At 60.0% G+C, this 16,427-nt stretch carries 14 protein-coding genes and 3 pseudogenes; 7 read left to right on the top strand and 10 right to left on the bottom strand.

Annotated elements, in window-relative coordinates; all coding sequences use genetic code 11:
* From AACY52_RS03375 to AACY52_RS03360, 4 genes are read right to left on the bottom strand one after another with little or no spacing between them, the layout of a single operon-like run.
* Positions 1 to 1,194, bottom strand: a complete 1,194-nt coding sequence (locus AACY52_RS03375; RefSeq protein WP_339416286.1) for a hybrid sensor histidine kinase/response regulator — start codon at positions 1,192 to 1,194, stop codon at positions 1 to 3.
* On the bottom strand, positions 1,188 to 1,793 hold the full coding sequence (locus AACY52_RS03370; RefSeq protein WP_339416285.1) for a chemotaxis protein CheB: 606 nt from the start codon (positions 1,791 to 1,793) through the stop codon (positions 1,188 to 1,190). Before AACY52_RS03370 ends, AACY52_RS03375 begins: the two co-directional genes overlap by 7 nt.
* Positions 1,790 to 2,620, bottom strand: a complete 831-nt coding sequence (locus tag AACY52_RS03365; protein ID WP_370467866.1) for a protein-glutamate O-methyltransferase CheR — start codon at positions 2,618 to 2,620, stop codon at positions 1,790 to 1,792. Before AACY52_RS03365 ends, AACY52_RS03370 begins: the two co-directional genes overlap by 4 nt.
* Complete coding sequence (locus AACY52_RS03360) at positions 2,621 to 6,118, bottom strand: response regulator (protein WP_339416283.1); 3,498 nt, start codon at positions 6,116 to 6,118, stop codon at positions 2,621 to 2,623.
* A gap of 238 nt (positions 6,119 to 6,356) precedes the next feature.
* Here AACY52_RS03360 and AACY52_RS03355 point away from each other — a divergent pair, with 238 nt between their 5' ends.
* Together AACY52_RS03355 and AACY52_RS03350 are read left to right on the top strand one after the other, a co-directional pair.
* Positions 6,357 to 6,722, top strand: a complete 366-nt coding sequence (locus AACY52_RS03355; protein WP_339416282.1) for a response regulator — start codon at positions 6,357 to 6,359, stop codon at positions 6,720 to 6,722.
* 156 nt (positions 6,723 to 6,878) lie between these two features.
* The gene (locus AACY52_RS03350; protein WP_339416280.1) at positions 6,879 to 8,279 is read left to right on the top strand and encodes a DUF1254 domain-containing protein; all 1,401 of its coding nucleotides are present in this window, start codon (positions 6,879 to 6,881) and stop codon (positions 8,277 to 8,279) included.
* A 55-nt stretch (positions 8,280 to 8,334) separates the two neighbouring features.
* On the opposite strand, the gene AACY52_RS03345 is transcribed toward AACY52_RS03350, so the two are convergent.
* Together AACY52_RS03345 and AACY52_RS03340 are read right to left on the bottom strand one after the other, a co-directional pair.
* Entirely contained in the window at positions 8,335 to 9,006 is a 672-nt protein-coding gene (locus tag AACY52_RS03345; RefSeq protein ID WP_339416278.1) for a DUF3313 domain-containing protein, read from the bottom strand.
* 76 nt (positions 9,007 to 9,082) lie between these two features.
* Positions 9,083 to 9,577, bottom strand: a complete 495-nt coding sequence (locus AACY52_RS03340) for a hypothetical protein (protein WP_339416277.1) — start codon at positions 9,575 to 9,577, stop codon at positions 9,083 to 9,085.
* A 199-nt stretch (positions 9,578 to 9,776) separates the two neighbouring features.
* Between AACY52_RS03340 and AACY52_RS03335 the strand changes: the two are divergent.
* The 3 genes and pseudogenes from AACY52_RS03335 to AACY52_RS03325 form a co-directional block, all read left to right on the top strand.
* Positions 9,777 to 10,877: pseudogene (locus AACY52_RS03335) on the top strand (cbb3-type cytochrome c oxidase subunit I); the annotation flags it as partial.
* Position 10,878: 1 nt separating this feature from the next.
* Positions 10,879 to 11,025 (top strand): annotated as a pseudogene (locus AACY52_RS03330) (cbb3-type cytochrome c oxidase subunit 3); the annotation flags it as partial.
* Between the two features lie 107 nt (positions 11,026 to 11,132).
* Positions 11,133 to 11,825 carry an aspartate/glutamate racemase family protein gene (locus AACY52_RS03325; protein WP_339496983.1) on the top strand — a complete coding sequence of 231 codons (693 nt, stop codon included), beginning with the start codon at positions 11,133 to 11,135 and terminating at the stop codon, positions 11,823 to 11,825.
* Here the strand turns inward: AACY52_RS03325 and AACY52_RS03320 are convergent.
* From AACY52_RS03320 to AACY52_RS03305, 4 genes are all read right to left on the bottom strand, one after another.
* Positions 11,822 to 12,334 carry a GNAT family N-acetyltransferase gene (locus AACY52_RS03320; protein WP_339416273.1) on the bottom strand — a complete coding sequence of 171 codons (513 nt, stop codon included), beginning with the start codon at positions 12,332 to 12,334 and terminating at the stop codon, positions 11,822 to 11,824. The two genes, AACY52_RS03325 and AACY52_RS03320, sit on opposite strands and share 4 nt — an antisense overlap.
* A gap of 61 nt (positions 12,335 to 12,395) precedes the next feature.
* Positions 12,396 to 13,460, bottom strand: a complete 1,065-nt coding sequence (locus tag AACY52_RS03315; protein ID WP_339560241.1) for a DUF1176 domain-containing protein — start codon at positions 13,458 to 13,460, stop codon at positions 12,396 to 12,398.
* 53 nt (positions 13,461 to 13,513) lie between these two features.
* The gene (locus AACY52_RS03310; protein WP_339416269.1) at positions 13,514 to 14,653 is read right to left on the bottom strand and encodes a glycerate kinase; all 1,140 of its coding nucleotides are present in this window, start codon (positions 14,651 to 14,653) and stop codon (positions 13,514 to 13,516) included.
* A gap of 91 nt (positions 14,654 to 14,744) precedes the next feature.
* Positions 14,745 to 15,851, bottom strand: coding sequence for a sugar diacid recognition domain-containing protein (locus AACY52_RS03305; RefSeq protein ID WP_339530167.1), 1,107 nt, complete (start codon positions 15,849 to 15,851; stop codon positions 14,745 to 14,747).
* A gap of 160 nt (positions 15,852 to 16,011) precedes the next feature.
* Between AACY52_RS03305 and AACY52_RS03300 the strand changes: the two are divergent.
* Both AACY52_RS03300 and AACY52_RS03295 read left to right on the top strand, forming a co-directional pair.
* Positions 16,012 to 16,212: pseudogene (locus AACY52_RS03300) on the top strand (MFS transporter); the annotation flags it as partial.
* 22 nt (positions 16,213 to 16,234) lie between these two features.
* Positions 16,235 to 16,387, top strand: a complete 153-nt coding sequence (locus AACY52_RS03295; RefSeq protein ID WP_339436366.1) for a hypothetical protein — start codon at positions 16,235 to 16,237, stop codon at positions 16,385 to 16,387.
* Positions 16,388 to 16,427: the final 40 nt, after the last annotated feature.

Raw genomic sequence — 16,427 nt, 5'->3', positions numbered from 1 at the left:
TCATGCCAATGCCTCAAGGGGCAAACACACCCGAAACAAGGCGCCCTCGCCTATCTGGCTCTCGACCTCAATAGTGCCGCCATGGGCCGCTACGATCTGCTCGGAAATGAACAGCCCAAGGCCCAGGCCGGCGGCCACTTGACTGGCAGACACACGCTCGAACTGCTGGAAGATGCGCTTCTGGTTGTCTTCACTGATACCGATCCCGTGATCACGCACTTCCACGCGAGCTTCGCCGTGTTCGCTGTACACGCGCACCTCCACCGGGCTCTTGGCCCCATAGCGCAAGGCGTTGGTCAGCAGATTGGTGACCACCTGCTCGATGCGGAACTCGTCCCAGTTGCCTTCCACGGGGCCGTCGACGATCAGTTCCATGGAAGAGCCCGCCGCCGCCACTTGGGGGCCGAAGTTCTCTACCAGGTTGCTCACACGCTGCGCCAGGTCGAAACGCGCCGGGCGTATCGACAACTTGCCCGTGCGGATGCGCGACACATCGAGCATGTCTTCGATCAGGCGAATCAGGCTCTGGATCTGGCGCTCGTCGCGGTCGACCATGGCGTGCATCTTGTCCAGGGTGAATGCGGCGGCGTTATCCCGGGCAAGGTGCATCTTGCGCAGTTGGGTCTCGAGGATCAGGCCATTGAGAGGCGTGCGCACTTCGTGGGCGACGATTGACATGAAGTCGTCACGCATACGGACCGCCTGCTCTAACTCGGCCTGCGTGGCCTGCAGGCGCGAGAGCAACAATTCTTGCTCGCGACGGCTGCGCTCAAGCGCTTCTACCTGAAGCTTCATTGCTTTGCTTTGACGGTACAGGTCAACGAACACGTTGACCTTGCTCTTGACCGCATGGATATCCAGCGGCTTGTGCAGGAAGTCCACGGCGCCGCTTTCGTAGCCCTTGAAGGCGTAATTGAGCTCACGGCCGGCAGCACTGACAAACACAATCGGGATGTTCTTGGTCTTTTCGGTGCCACGCATCAATTCGGCCAGCTCGAAACCATTCATGCCGGGCATCTGCACATCGAGAATCGCCAGGGCGAACTCGTGCTCCAGCAACAGGGACAAGGCCTCGTCAGCGCTCAATGCCTTGAACACCTGCCGGTCCTCGCGCTTGATCAGCGCTTCGAGGGCCAGCAGGTTTTCCGGCAGATCGTCGACGATCAGCAGTTTGGCCTCGACAGTACTTAACATGGGGAATATTCCAGGGAAGCCAGCAGTGAGCCAATCCGGCCCAACGTTAGAATGTGGTCGGGTGTGTGCAGCGCCAGCGCTGCACGGGGCATCACAGCAATGCGTGCTTCAGTGGGTTCTTGCACCACAGTCGTTCCACCTTGCTGCTTGACGTGGGCTAGGCCCCGGGCACCGTCATGGTTGGCGCCGGTCAACAGGATAGCCATCAAGCCTTTGCCGTAGGCATCGGCGGCCGATTCAAACAGGAAATCAATCGCCGGTCGCGAGTGGTGCACACGGTCTTCCTGGCTCAGGGACAGGCTGCGATCCTGCTCCACCGACAGGTGGTAGCCGGGGCCGGCGAAGTACAGGGTGCCGGGCTTGAGCATTTCCTTGTCACGGGCCTCCACCACTCGCATGGCAACACGCCGATCGAACACCTCGGCCAATTGGCTGCGACGTTCATCCGGCAAGTGCAGCACGGTGATGATCGGCAAGCCGAAATCCGCTGGCAACTCGCTGAAGACCGTCAACAAGGCTTCCACGCCACCGGCAGACGCACCGATGACGATAGCCTCTATGCCCCGGACCGATGCCGGGCTCGCAGCCGCTTGATTCATAGTTTTCGGTAGATCCGTTCCTGTTTGACCAAAGGCTCGAACTGCTTGCCGTACGCGGAGAAATCCAGGGTTTCCTTACTGCCCAGCACCAGAAAGCCGCGATGGCACAGCGAATCATGGAACAATCCAAACGCGCGATCTTGCAACCTTTTATTGAAGTAAATTAACACGTTACGACACGAAATTAATTGAGTTTCTGAGAATACACTGTCAGTCGCCAGGCTGTGGTCGGCGAACGTGACATTCTCGCGCAACGTCTTATCGAAGATCGCGTAATCGTAGGCTGCCGTGTAGTAGTCGGCAAATGAACGTTGCCCGCCCGCCTGTTGATAGTTGGCCGTGTAGGCTCGTACGTTTTCCAGGGAGAAAATGCCTTGCTTGGCCTTATCCAGCGACGCTGGGTTGATATCCGTGGCGTAGATGATCGTACGCTCCAGCAAACCCTCTTCACGCAGCAGGATGGCCATGGAGTACACCTCCTCGCCCGTGCTGCAGCCGGCGATCCAGATCTTGATCGACGGGTAGGTCTTGAGCAATGGCACCACTTCCTGGCGGATCGCCAGGAAGTGAGACGGGTCGCGAAACATCTCGCTCACCGGGATCGTCAGAAATTGCAGCAACTGCATGAACGCCGCCGGATCGTGCAGCACACGCTCCTGCAAGGCGGAAATGGTCGCACAGTCGAACTGGCGCAACGCGTGGGCCACGCGGCGCTTGACCGACGCACCGGAGTAGTCGCGAAAGTCGTAGCTGTACTTGAGGTAAATCGCCTCAATCAACAGGCGCAACTCAATGTCACTGCTTGTTTCCAAAAAACGTCGCTCCACTTAAATGCGTTCCATCTTCGGTAGCCACACGCGAATCAAAGAAAACAGGCGGTCCAGGTCAATCGGCTTGGCCAGGTAATCGTTGGAGCCGGCGGCCAGGCAGCGTTCCTGATCGTCCTTCATCGCCTTGGCCGTCACTGCGATGATCGGCAACTTCTTCCAGCGCGGGTCCTGGCGGATTAAGGCGGTAGCCTCGTAACCGTCCATTTCCGGCATCATCACGTCCATCAACACCAGATCGATATCCTCGACTTCGTTGAGTTTGTCGATGGCTTCACGGCCATTGCGCCCAATGACCACCACGGCGCCCTTGTGCTCCAGGGCGCTGGTCAGGGCGAAGATGTTGCGCACATCGTCGTCAACCAAGAGGACCTTGCGCCCCTCGAAGACCTTGTCGCGGCTGCGCGCAGTCTTGAGCATCTTTTGGCGATCATGGGACAGCTGGGACTCGACTTTGTGCAGAAAGAGTGTGACCTCATCCAGCAGGCGCTCCGGCGAGCGCGCGCCCTTGATGATGATCGAGCGCGAATACTTGCGCAGTTCGGCCTCTTCGTCGCGGGTCAGGTTGCGCCCGGTGTAGACGATCACCGGCGGGAACGAGCAGATATCCTCAGTGGCCATGCGCTTGAGCAGCTCGTTACCAAGCATGTCGGGCAGCTTGAGATCGATGATCATACAGTCGTAGACATGGTTGCGCAGCAGGTCGAGGGCTTCCTGGGCGAAGCCAACGGCGGTGATCTCGATGTCATCGTCACCGATCAGGCGGGCAATGCTGTCGCGCTGCAGGTCATCGTCTTCCACCAGCAGTACGCGCTTGACCTTCTGAGTCAGCTTGGCTTCCAGGCGGGCAAAGACGTCCTTGAGCTCTTCGCGGGTGGTAGGTTTGACGGCATAACCGATGGCGCCCATGTGCATGGCCGCCTCGACGCGGTCTTCCACGGAAATTACATGCACCGGGATATGGCGGGTGTTGGCGTGTTCTTTAAGGCGTTGCAGCACGGTCAGCCCGGAATGGTCCGGCAGGCGCATATCCAGCAGGATCGCGTCAGGGATGTACTCTTCGGCCAGGCTGTAGCCTTCGTCTGCGCCATGGGCCACCAGGCAGTTATAACCAAGCTCGTGGGCGAGGTCGAACAGGATGCGGGCGAAGTTCGGCTCGTCTTCCACGACGAGGATGCAGCGCGTGGTGAACGGGGCCTTGTCGCGATCGTCGGCGAAACGCGGGATCTGCTTGGCATCCGCCACCGGCAGCGGTGACACCTTGACCGGCACTGGCGCAGGCACCACTACTGCTTGGCGTGGTTGTTCGATCGGTGCCGCGTCTGCTTCGCGCTCTACATACTGCTCCGGCACTACCAGGGTAAACACACTGCCCTTGCCTGGCTCGCTGGTCACACTGATGTAACCGCCCAACAGGGTGGCCAGGTCGCGGGAAATAGAAAGCCCGAGGCCGGTGCCTCCATAACGGCGGTTGGTGGTGCCGTCGGCCTGCCGGAAGGCTTCGAAGATGCTTTCCTGGTGGTCCGGGGCGATACCGATGCCGGAATCGCGCACCGTGAAAGCAATGCCCTCCCGGGGTGCGCGTGACACCGACAGGCTGACCTCGCCTTGCTCGGTAAACTTGAGCGCGTTGGACAGCAGGTTTTTCAGGATCTGCTCCAGACGCTGGCGGTCGGTAAACAGCAGGGTCGGCGTACCTTCCTGCACGTCCACCTGGAAACCCAGTTTACGATCGGCCGCCAGCGGCTCGAACATCCCGCGCAGGCCATCTACAAGGCGCGCCACGCTGGAGGTTTCCGGGCGCACTTCCAGCTTGCCGGCTTCGACCTTGGAGATGTCCAGGATGTCGTTGATCAGGTTGAGCAAGTCATTGCCGGCGGAATAGATCGACTCGGCAAACTTGACCTGCTCAGCACTGAGGTTTTCCTGGGGGTTCTCGGCCAGCAACTTGGCCAGGATCAGCGAGCTGTTCAGCGGTGTGCGCAGCTCGTGGGACATATTGGCGAGGAATTCAGATTTGTACTTGCTGGAGCGCTGCAGCTCTTCGGCGCGATCTTCCAGTGCGAGTTGGGCTTGGTTGAGCTCGATATTCTTGCGGTCCATGGCGTCGCGCTGTTCGGCGAGGGTTTCGGTTTGCTCGGCCAGCTGCTCGTTGGTCTGCTCCAGCTCAGCCTGCTGGGTTTCCAGGTGGGCCTGGGACTCCTTGAGGATGCGTGACTGTTCTTCCAGCTCTTCGTTGGCGGTCTTGAGCTCTTCCTGTTGCACTTGCAGCTCTTCGTTGAGCTGCTGGGTCTCGGCCAGCACTTCCTGCAGGCGTTGACGATACCGAGCGGTTTCGATGGAGGTGCCGATATTGCTGGAGATCAGCTCCAGCAGCTCTACGTCACGCTCTTCCAACGGGCGCAGGAAACCCAGCTCAACTACCCCGTTGACCCGCTCGTCATTGTTGGTCGGCACCACCAGCACGCTGCGGGTAGCGCCCTCGCCCAGGCCGGAGCTGACTTTGAAATAATCCACCGGCACGTCGTCTAGGCGAATCAGGCGATCCAGATGGGCAGCCTGCCCGACGATGCCTTCATCGCTGTAGATGGCCTGCTCCCGTTGCTCTTGCTCGCGGGAGAAACCGTAAGTGGCCACGCGCTTGAGCCCGCCGTGTTCTTCGCGCACGTACAACGCGCCCACGGCCGAGCCCATGTACTGGGCAAAGAATTGCAGGATATTGCGGCCAAGCATGTTCACGGTGAGTTGGCCGAGGACCTGTTCAGCCAGTTCGGTCTGGCCATTGCGCAGCCAGGCTTGCCGTTCCAGGCGTCGTGCGATCTTCTGTTGCGACGCAAGGTTTTCGCTGTAACTGTCTGATAATGAAACAAGATTCTTACGGCCGATATAAGCCAGGAAGCCGCTTAACCCCAACACGAAGGCCAAGTACAGGGTGACACTGATCACCGTTGTGCGGGTGACATCTTCATTACGGGCGATGCGGAACTGCTGCTCCATCGCCACCGCGTCGTCATATTCCTTGCGGATTTCGTCAGTCAGGCGCTTGCCGCGGCCGGCCTTGATCGCACCGCGGTAGTCGCCGCTCGTGCGCTGCAGATCAATCATCGACTGGGCATAGTTGTTCCACTCGGCCTGCAATGCTTCCAAGCGTTTGAGACGGTCCACCTGCTGCGGATTGTCCGCCACCAGCGCCTGCAAATTGCGCAGGTCGGCGAGGATTCGCGGCTTGGCCACTTCGTAGGGGTCGAGGAAATGCTCGTCACCGGTGATCAGGAAGCCGCGCATGCCGGTTTCCAGGTCCACCGTCAGCTTGGACGATTCATTGAGGTTATTGATAACCCGATCGGTGTGTTCCACCCACTGGATCACCGACAATAGATAGGTGATCAGCATGACGAAAAACACTGCACTGAGCACACCCACACCCAGGGGCAGTGCAACGTTTCGGCTCAGGAGGTTACGAAAGCTCTTTTCATCGACGGACGACGCGGGAGTCATGGAAATGCCTTGGCCAAAGGTGGAAAAACCGGGAGTTTGCCGCAAAGTGGCGGGCAAGACTATTTTTCTAGAACGGTTTTGTACAGATTCCTGCGAAGGAACCCGCTATTCTCTCTAGTCTTTCCTATCGCATTGTTTTTACGGCCAGCGGGAACTTGTCATAAGTGCCCGCTTACTCAAGGAAGAGGCCTGTCAGAACGGCCGCGTGTAAACCCTCGCCTTTTTTGGGAATTCGATTATGTCTGCAGTCACCTCCACCATCCTTGTCGTCGAAGACGATGCCATCGTGCGCATGCTCATCGTCGATGTCTTGGAGGAGTTGGAATTCAGTGTGGTAGAGGCGGCCGATGCGCAAGAGGCGCTGGCACTGGTGCAAAACACTGACCAGGTGATCGACCTGATGATGACCGATGTTGGCCTGCCAGACATGGATGGCAAGCAACTGGCGACCAAGGTCCGCGAACTGCGCCCTGCCCTGCCAATCCTGTTCGCCAGCGGCTATGCCGAGAATATCGACGTGTCTGCAGGCATGCAGGTCATCGCCAAGCCATTTTCCATCGATCAACTGCGCGACAAAGTCAAATCGATGTTGCCTGCGCTGTAATCCCGGCTTGTCTTCAGTGCCGCCTTCATGGGCGGCATTTTTGCGTCAGATGCTCAGAGATTAACGTGACCTTCGACGAATAAAACCGGAAACTCGGCGTTTCCCCGCGCCAACCCTACTCATTCTTCAAAACGCACTCACGAAGGACGCAACAACATGATTGGAAAACCGACGCGCCTGCTGTTGGCGAGCCTCTCGATACTCATGAGTACCGGCGCCTGGGCTGACTTCACGGCAACACCGAGTGAGGCCCGGGCGATTGCCAAGGAAGCCTACCTGTATGGCTACCCGGTGGTGGAGATGTACAAGACGCTCTATACCCAGGCTGTTGATCAAGGCGGCGCCAACTTCAAGGCGCCGATCAACCGACTGGGGCATTCCGCCCAAGTGCTCAGCCCGAAACACACCACGCAGGCCAACGCGACCCCTGACACGCCCTATTCCTTCGTCTGGATGGACCTGCGCAGGGAGCCGATGGTGCTGACGTTGCCCGGGATTGAGGACGATCGCTATTACTCGGTGCAGTTGATCGACCTTTATAGCCAGAACATTGCGTACCTGGGCACTCGCAGCACCGGCAATCATGGCGGCCACTACATGGTCGCGGGTCCTGATTGGAAGGGCCAGCAGCCTGTGGATGTGGACCGGGTGATCTACAGCGAAAGCAATCTGGTCTACGCGCTCTACCGCACGCAGTTGTTTGATGAAAAAGACCTGAACAAGGTCAAGCAAATCCAGAACGGCTACAAGGTGCAGCCGCTGAGCGGCTATGTGAAGCAAGCCGCACCGGCCAAGGTGGCAAAGATCGAGTGGCCCAAGCCCACGGCGGCCATGACAGACAGCCCGCAACTGTTTCGCTACCTCAACTTTATGCTCGCCTACGCAAAACCTCAGGACAGCGAGAAAGACCTGCTGGCCCGCTTTGCCACCATCGGCATCGCGCCTGGCGCGCCCTTCAAGGTCAGCCAACTCAGCGCGGAACAACGCAAAGCCCTGCAACAAGGCATCGCAGATGGCAAAGCCGAGTTTGCAGCATTCAAGAAAGACAAGCTCGACACCCTTCAGGTCACCAATGGCGAACTGCATGGCAGCCGTGATCGCCTGAAAAACAACTACCTGTACCGCTACGCCGGCGCTATGCAGCGTTTGTTCGGCAATTCGGCCGAAGAAGTCAGCTACATGACGTACTCCGTCGACAGCGAAGGCAAACCGGCCAATGGTGCGCGTCATAGCTACACCGTCCACTTTGCCAAAGACCAACTGCCACCGGCCGATGCGTTCTGGTCGCTGACGATGTATGAAGCCAAGAACGGGCAATTGGTGCCCAACCACAAGAAACGCCACCTGATCAATTCACGGATGCTGCCCAACCTCAAGCGCGACGCCGACGGCGGCGTGACACTGGCGCTGCAACACCACGAACCGCCGAAGGCTGAACAGAGCAATTGGCTGCCCGCGCCGCCCGCGCCCTTCTACGCGGTCCTGCGCATTTACCTGCCCAAGCCGGAAGCGGTTAATGGCCAATGGAAGCTCCCACCCCTGACCCCCCTGAAGTAGCAGCGACTGGCCGGCAGTTGTGACCACAACGACCCGGCCAGGACGGGGTTGAGGTTCAGTGCTTTTTCAGCTTCATATAGGACTGGTGCAGGTCCGAGGCCCAGCCGTCGATAACGCCTTTCACATCGCTGGACTGCATCACTTGGGAATCATTGGCCAACGGCTTGCCGGTGCCTTTGCGTACCACTTGGGCGAGTACCTTGCCATTGGCGCTGTCGAGAAACTGCGCTTCGGTGCCCAGGGTGGTTTCCTGGTCACGGATGCCGGTACCGGTACTGACCGCCGCCGCCACCAGGGCGACCGGAATAAACTCATAGGGCTTGAGGCCTTCGGTCTTGCTGCCGATCGCCGTAATCGCCGCGCGCACCACAATGACGCCTGGGCCTGGGCCATTGGCCAGGGGCAACGACTTGGCCAGTTCACGCTTGAGCGCCTGGTTATAGTAATCGTTGATGCCACGCAGGGTGCTCTGCGGAATCTTCGCAGTGGCCTGGGGCTTGGGGTAGAACTGTGTCGGTTCGACGAACACCGCATGGTAGCGGCTCAAATCCAGTGTTGGGTCGACCCAACGCATCACTTCGGCGCCCGAAGGCGACTGGGCTTCCTTCAGTTGGCTGTAGTCCGAGAGAAAACCCGAGTATTCATCGGGTTGCGTAATCTTGCTGGCACAGCCCGCCAATCCAAGCGAAGCGACACACAGCACGGTAATGACTTGCCTTAATCTCATTATTGAACTCCCTGGCGGTCGGCGTTGGAACATTGAGCTTTAGGTATAGCTAATCCTGGGCAAATAGCCCTGCCGTTCAGCCGCGTTCGCGAGGAATCAGGCTCTGCAACTGCAACGACAGGAAGTTTGCGTCAAAGCCGAACGTGTCCGGGTCTTTAAGGCCATTGGTCTTCTTCCACAGCCAATCGTTTTTATCCGCAGGCAACACCAGGGAAACGCTGCCATGCCGCGCGGCGGTCAACCCCATGACGGAGACGGAGATCAACCCACCCACACCCATCACATCCGGCACGAACTCCACCGGTTTGCCGGTGATCTGCACGGTCAGTTTCTCGGTCTTGAAGGTCGACGTCTCCACCGGGATGCTTGGGCCGCTGGCCACGTAAGGCTCACGGTGCACTTCAAGCAACCCAACCGTTTTCACGGGTTCCAGCCATTGCTCGATTTGCCCGAACAACGCGTCGAGTTTTTGCGCCCAGCGGGCCGACTGCAGGTCGAATTGCTGTTTTTTATGCGCCTCGCTATCGGCGTAATGACGAAGCATCTCGCCCAGTTGCTGTACATCGTCCATTGCGGATCTCCTCCGGTGAGCCAGGTTGCGAAGCTCAATCATGGCAGATGCGGTGGCCGGCCGCGCGACTAACGCCGGCAAAACAACGAAGTGCAGTGGCCGGCGTGTCTGACTTAACGGTCAGCACCTCGCCATTCCCATTGGGCATGAGCCGTACTGACGCCAAGGCCTTGGAATTTCTGGGCCATAGACTGCAGGCATTTTGGCAACTGATCCGCTGGGCTACACCACCACCAACGAGTACGCTGAGATCGAGTTCTCCGGCGCGGTGTGGATGACCGTGGTGTGGGCGGCCTATGCCATTGTGTTTTTCACCATCGTGGTACGGCGCATAACCAAACACATCTATGTGGGCAACTGGTTTTTCGGCGCATTCATTTTGGTGATCGCCATGCTGCATGTGGTCAACCACCTGGCGATCCCGGTGGACTGGTTCAAGTCATACCCGGTGTATTCCGGGGCGACGGATGCCATGGTGCAGTGGTGGTATGGGCATAACGCCGTAGGGTTTTTCCTGACGACTGGCTTTTTGGGAATGATGTATTACTTCGTACCGAAACAAGTCGGACGGCCGGTGTACTCCTATCGTTTGTCCATCGTGCACTTCTGGGCGCTGATCACCCTGTATATCTGGGCCGGGCCGCACCATTTGCACTACGCCGCCCTGCCGGACTGGGCACAGTCCTTGGGCATGGCAATGTCGCTGATTCTGCTGGCACCGAGCTGGGGCGGGATGATCAACGGCATGATGACGTTGTCGGGTGCCTGGCATAAGTTGCGCACCGACCCGATCCTACGCTTCCTGGTGTTGTCCCTGGCGTTCTACGGCATGTCGACCTTCTAAGGCCCGATGATGGCGATCAAGACCGTCAATGCCCTCTCCCACTACACCGACTGGACCATCGGCCACGTGCACGCCGGAGCGCTGGGCTGGGTGGCGATGATCACCTTCGGCTCGCTGTATCACATGATCCCCAAGGTATTCGGCCGCGAGCAGATGCACAGCGTGGCGCTGATCAACCTGCATTTCTGGCTGACAACTATTGGCACCGTGCTGTACATCGCCTAGATGTGGGTCAACGGCATTACCCAGGGCCTGATGTGGCGGGCCATCAACGATGACGGCACCCTCACTTATTCGTTTGTCGAAGCCTTGCAGGCCAGTCATCCGGGGTTTGTGGTGCGGTTTGCCGGTGGCGTGTTCTTTCTCACCGGGATGGTGTTGATGGCCTCCAACACCTGGCGCACGGTACGCGTCGCGGACTTGAAACTGGCCCAGCTTGATGCGCGGATCGCCTGATATGCGGGGCTTGCTGATGGTGGTGTGCCTGTATGACGCGGTGGAGTACTGCTTGCGCGGTCAGTCGGACAAGAGCCTGGATGACGCCAGCTTGATGCCTTTCGCCGATGACCCGGAGGTGGCGCCGCAAGAGGCCAAGCCGGGCTGGTCAACCAGAACATGTGAAACTGCACCGGTCATTTCGCGGACAACTGCGTATGACTATGCAGGCGTCAATGCGTAAGGTGAAGCGACTTCCCGTGTCAGGAGCATCGCATGCGCACCATCGGCCTTATCGGCGGCATGAGCTGGGAGTCCAGCGCCGAGTACTACCGCCTCATCAACCAACGCGTGCGCGACACGCTCGGCCCGTTGCGCTCGGCGCAACTGTTGATGTACAGCGTGGATTTCGGCCCGGTGGAACAGGCCCAACACGCCGGCCGCTGGGACGACGCCGCGCTGATCCTCGAAGAGGCCGCGCGCCGTTTGCAGGCGGGCGGTGCTGAATGTGTAGTGCTGTGTACCAACACTATGCATTTGGTGGCGCCACGTATTGAAGCTGCGGTGTCGATTCCGTTCCTGCATATTGCCGATGCGGCGGGCGCGGCGGCCGTGGAAGCTGGCACGCTGACGGTCGGGCTGCTCGGCACCGCGTTCACCATGGAGCAGGATTTCCTCACGTCGCGCCTGGCCGCCCAGGGTTTGACCGTGCTGGTGCCTGAGGCGGACGAGCGCCAGGCCGTGCACCGGATCATCTATGAGCAATTGTGTGTTGGCGTGATCAGTGATGCGTCACGCAAGGTTTACCAAGGTGTGATCGAGTCCCTGGCCGCACGTGGCGCCCAGGCGATCATCCTCGGCTGCACGGAAATCAGCCTGCTGATCAAGCCCGAACACAGCGACCTGCCGTTGCTGGACACCACCGAGCTGCATGCAGCCGCTGCGGCGGCGTTTGCTTTAGGGAATTAAGCCGACTTGCGCAGACGCGCCATGCTCACGGTGTCGACAAGTTTGCCATCGCGCAGGGCGTAATCGCGCAATACGCCTTCGACCTCGAAACCGAACTTACGGTACAGCCCTTGCGCCGCTTCGTTGTCGGCGTACACGGTAAGTTCTACTCGGCGCAGGTTCATCCAGTTGTCGGCGACGTCCAACGCGGCAGTCAACAACCGGGAGCCAACCCCCTTGCCCTGCCACGCCGTCGCGACGCCCATGCCGAAGGACCCGACGTGGGCCCGGCGTACACGCAGGTACTGCTCAAGACCCAGCTGGCCGATCACTTCACCCCCATGCACCGCCACTAACTGTAGCCGGCGCTCATTGTCCTGGACCAGCTTGTTACGCCACGCCTCGACCGACTGGAAAGGCATTTGCAGCACCTGACGGCATACAGCCGGTTCGTTATAGAGCGCAGCGACGCCTTCAAGGTGAGCCTCGGTGAAGCGCTGGATGACGATATGGGGTTCAGGTGTGTGCATTGCGTTTCATCCTTTGAAAAACACGTGGCCGGCCAGTGTAGGGGTCAAGCCTGCCCGATGGCTAGGGCGCCGGCGTGGTCGACCACAATGCTGGCCAATCCCCCGAAGCGACCCCGGTGCAGCGCGGCATGATGTGAAACTCGCTGAGCTGGAAACGCTCGCCGTCAAACACCCAGGAGCCTGCGCCACCACAATCACCGATTCCACGCTGCTTGTAGAAATAACTCAGGGTGCCGGAGGCTTCGTCATACCACACCGAGCCTTGCAGCGCGGCGCCATCCAGGGGCAACGGTTGCACATTGAGAGGCGTTTCTGCGTAGGGCGCTTGTCGCTGGCGGCTGTTGACGTCGTACTCACAGTTGTAGGCCGCACAGTCGTACCTGACCACGGTCATCGCTTGCTGCGCCGTCAAGGCACCTGCTTGTGCTTCAGAGTCACCCTCCTCGGGCGTGGCCGCCTTCAGCGCGACCGCTACCAGGCCCGCCTGCTCCTGCGCGTTTAACGGCGGCGGTGAAACGAATGTGCGCAGCACCGGCGTCGGCAGGCGTGGCGGCACCTCATTGGCCGCGCCCTTACCGGGTCGGGCCAGCGCCGTCACGTTATCCACGCGCCCCTGCACCGCATCCATCAACAACAGCGAAGCACTCAGCCCGCTCAATGACACATGCGCGTGCTCATCGCCTGGCAACTGCAGTTGCTGACCGTTGCGCAAACGCCGTAACCAGCGCCGCGCCGAAGCGTCCTCAATCACCCCATAGGACTGCACCTCGGGATCACCGCCCTGATCGTCCAACTCAACGTGCAAATTGCGGGTCAACGCCAGGCCCAGCGGCTGACCGTCCAGCAGCAAGGTGGAAAGGTCCACGGGTTCACCACGGTGATCCAAGCGCAGGCGCAGATACCCCTGAGGACCGGTTTGGTGCCAGAGGTGCAACGTCAGCGAGCTGTAGGCCTCTTCATCAACGCCGCTGGGTGCGCTGAGGGCATGGCAGTTGCGCAAGTTGTCGCAACCGACCACCCATTCCTTGATTTCTCGCAGCAATGGTACGGTTTCCGAGGGGGCTTGTGCGAAGGCTGGAGCGGTGGCGCCGGTCAGTATCAGGGCCAGGAGTGCGGGGCGCAGCATGGGGACTCTCCGTGTCGAAAAGACGCGGATTGTCCCATGTAGGAGGCGTTACGTCAGTGCCTGGAAGCGGTGCGCCACACCCGCGCGATGTCTGCCGCCCGCTCACTCAACAGGCGCGGCGCCTCACTGCACGCCCGCTCCAGGCTCATCGGCCCGGAAGGCAAGGCGAATGCGGCGTCCACGCCGTGGGCGTACATCTGCTCGTAGCCATCGCCCAAGGTGCCGGCAATCACGATCACGGGCACTTTGTGCTGCCGGGCGATCCGCGCCACGCCGAACGGCGTCTTGCCGCGCAGGGTCTGGGCGTCGAAACGGCCTTCGCCGGTAATCACCAGGTCGGCGCCACGTACGGCTGTGTCCAGGCCCACCAGGTCGGCAACCACGTCCACGCCGGCACGGAACTGTGCACCCAGGAACGCTTTGGCGGCAAAGCCCAGGCCGCCGGCGGCGCCGCTGCCGGGTTCGTCGCGCACGTCTTTGGGCAGCACTTTGGCGCAGTGGTCGGCAAAGTGACCGAGGGCGGCGTCCAGCTGTTGGACTTGCTGGGGATTGGCGCCTTTTTGCGGGCCGAAGATCGCAGACGCACCCTGGGGACCGCACAGAGGATTGTTCACGTCGGCGGCAATTTCAAAGCGTACCTGGGCCAGGCGTGGGTCCAGTTGTTCAAGGTTAATCTGCGCCAGACCGGACAGCGCCAAGCCACCCGGCGCCAAGGCGTGTTCCTCAGCGTCAAACAGTTGCACACCCAGGGCCTGCATCGCACCGGCGCCACCGTCGTTGGTGGCACTGCCGCCAATCGCCAGGATGATGCGCTGGGCGCCGAGGTCCAGCGCAGCGCGGATCAGTTCGCCGGTGCCGTAGGTGCTGCTGGAGCACGCATCGCGCTGGCCTGGCGGTACCAACTGCAGGCCGCTGGCTTCAGCCATTTCGATGATCGCGGTATGGCTATCGGCCAGCCAGCCCCAGCGCGCCTCAACCGTGCCACCCAGCGGGCCTTTCACGCGTTGGCGACGCAGTTCGCCATTACAGGCCGCAAGCACCGAATCCACCGTGCCTTCACCGCCATCCGCCATCGGGCACTGGATCAACTGTGCATCCGGCCAGACCTGAGCCAACCCGGCCGCAATGGCCAGGGCGACGCCCTCGGCACTCAGGCTGTCCTTGAACGAGTCGGGGGCGATGATGATTTTCATGGGCTTTCTCCGGTTTTTATAACGCCCATGCTGCCAGTTGGCAGCGCCGCTGACGCCAGTCCAATGCACAAGTACGGATGCGCTTTGTTGTTCATTGCGACAAAGCCTGGGGCAGCAGTTGCACGCCCAGATAGAGCGCGAGCATGCCGTCGAGGGTCAGCGGGTCGACACCACTGAGTTCGGCGATGCGCTCCATGCGGTAACGCAGGCTGTTGCGGTGAATGCCCAGCGCATCGGCACAGGCCTGGCTTTGCCCGTCGTGTTCGCACCAACTGCGCAGCGTTGCCAGCAGTTGGCCGTTGCTGTCCTTGGCGAGGACTTTGCGCAGCGGGTTGAGCAACTCATCGAGCGCATCATCATTTCGATGGCGCCAGAGCATCACCGGCAGGCGATAACGGTTGAGCGTCAGCAAGCGCGACTGCGGCAATACATCGCGACCATAGGCGAGCAGGTCTCCCACGCGTCGATAGCAGCGGCGCAACCCAGCCAGCCCGTCCGCTTGCCCGCCAACGGCCACGCGGAGGATATTCCAGCCCAGCCCTTCGAGTTTTTCCAGCAAGCGAGGGTTATCGACCTGTAACGACGCCGGCCGGCACCACAGCAATGAGTATTGCGCCAAGCTGACGCACCAACTGTCCGGATAACGCGAGATCAGCCAGGCACTCAAGGCCTCTGCCGATTGCCCCGCGCCCAGCTCAAACAGATATGGCGTGCGCGCTAGCTGCGGTTTTAGGCCCAACTGTTGGGCTTCATCCACCAGGCGCGGCGAGTCGCCGGTTTCGGCCAACAGCAAGGCGAGCAAGTCATCACAACGCTGACGACGCCATTGCTGTTCGGCCTGCTGGTGGCGGTGGCTCACCAACATTTCGGCGGTCATCCGCACCAGTTCGGCATAGGTGCGCAGGCCTTCCGGTTCGCCGGTAATGCCCAGCACGCCAATCAGGCGCTGGTCGTGCATCAGCGGCAGGTTGATGCCCGGTTGCACGCCCTTGAGGTGCTTGGCGGTCTGACCATCGATTTCCACCACGCGCCCATTGGCTAGCACCAGTTGCGCGCCTTCATGGCGGGTGTTGATACGCTCAGGCTCACCGCTGCCGAGAATCAGGCCCTGACTGTCCATGACGTTGACGTTGTAGGGCAGAATCGCCATGGTCCGATCGACGATATTCTGCGCCAAGTCATGATCCAGCTCGAACATGGGGCTAAATTCCTTAGAAAGCGGGTTGTTCATAGGCACAGCGCAAAGCAGGGTTGGCTGTGCGCAAGCACAAAGACAGCAGCCTGCCAGGTGGCCGAGACTCTTTGGGCGATCAACGTTACCCTCGCGTCGCGAAAAATCATAATAAAGAGAGAACGCCATATCACAGAGCGCCGCTACCGCACTGGCCACCGATGACGATAAAAACGCCATCTACAAACGCATCACCCTGCGCTTGATCCCCTTCATTTTCATCTGCTACCTGCTCAATTACCTCGACCGGGTAAACGTTGGCTTTGCCAAATTGCAGATGCTTGATGCCTTGAAATTCAGCGAAACCGTGTACGGCCTCGGCGCCGGCCGGGTTGGCGTTGATCAACTCCATGGGCCAGATGGCTGGCTTTCTCAGCCCGTATATCGTTGGGTTTGTGAAGGATGCCACCGGGTCTACGGACATGGCGATGTACCTGCTGGCGGCGGTGATTGTTGCAGGTAGTGTGTTGGCGTTGCAGATGACGCGAACCCTGAAGGCCTAATGCAGTCCGTGTGGGAGCAGGCTTGCCTGCTGCCACATGT

The sequence above is a fragment of the Pseudomonas sp. EA_65y_Pfl1_P113 genome, from assembly GCF_963970525.1.
GTDB lineage: Bacteria > Pseudomonadota > Gammaproteobacteria > Pseudomonadales > Pseudomonadaceae > Aquipseudomonas > Aquipseudomonas tritici.
The sequence above is the reverse complement of the archived record's forward strand: the minus strand, read 5'-3'. Positions and strand labels throughout refer to the sequence as shown.

Coding starts and splice junctions, on each gene's coding strand:
- AACY52_RS03375 (WP_339416286.1), bottom strand. CDS start 1,194: ATGTTAAGTACTGTCGAGGCCAAACTGCTGATCGTCGACGATCTGCCG.
- AACY52_RS03295 (WP_339436366.1), top strand. CDS start 16,235: ATGGGCCAGATGGCTGGCTTTCTCAGCCCGTATATCGTTGGGTTTGTG.
- AACY52_RS03370 (WP_339416285.1), bottom strand. CDS start 1,793: ATGAATCAAGCGGCTGCGAGCCCGGCATCGGTCCGGGGCATAGAGGCT.
- AACY52_RS03325 (WP_339496983.1), top strand. CDS start 11,133: ATGCGCACCATCGGCCTTATCGGCGGCATGAGCTGGGAGTCCAGCGCC.
- AACY52_RS03320 (WP_339416273.1), bottom strand. CDS start 12,334: ATGCACACACCTGAACCCCATATCGTCATCCAGCGCTTCACCGAGGCT.
- AACY52_RS03340 (WP_339416277.1), bottom strand. CDS start 9,577: ATGGACGATGTACAGCAACTGGGCGAGATGCTTCGTCATTACGCCGAT.
- AACY52_RS03345 (WP_339416278.1), bottom strand. CDS start 9,006: ATGAGATTAAGGCAAGTCATTACCGTGCTGTGTGTCGCTTCGCTTGGA.
- AACY52_RS03355 (WP_339416282.1), top strand. CDS start 6,357: ATGTCTGCAGTCACCTCCACCATCCTTGTCGTCGAAGACGATGCCATC.
- AACY52_RS03305 (WP_339530167.1), bottom strand. CDS start 15,851: ATGTTCGAGCTGGATCATGACTTGGCGCAGAATATCGTCGATCGGACC.
- AACY52_RS03315 (WP_339560241.1), bottom strand. CDS start 13,460: ATGCTGCGCCCCGCACTCCTGGCCCTGATACTGACCGGCGCCACCGCT.
- AACY52_RS03310 (WP_339416269.1), bottom strand. CDS start 14,653: ATGAAAATCATCATCGCCCCCGACTCGTTCAAGGACAGCCTGAGTGCC.
- AACY52_RS03350 (WP_339416280.1), top strand. CDS start 6,879: ATGATTGGAAAACCGACGCGCCTGCTGTTGGCGAGCCTCTCGATACTC.
- AACY52_RS03360 (WP_339416283.1), bottom strand. CDS start 6,118: ATGACTCCCGCGTCGTCCGTCGATGAAAAGAGCTTTCGTAACCTCCTG.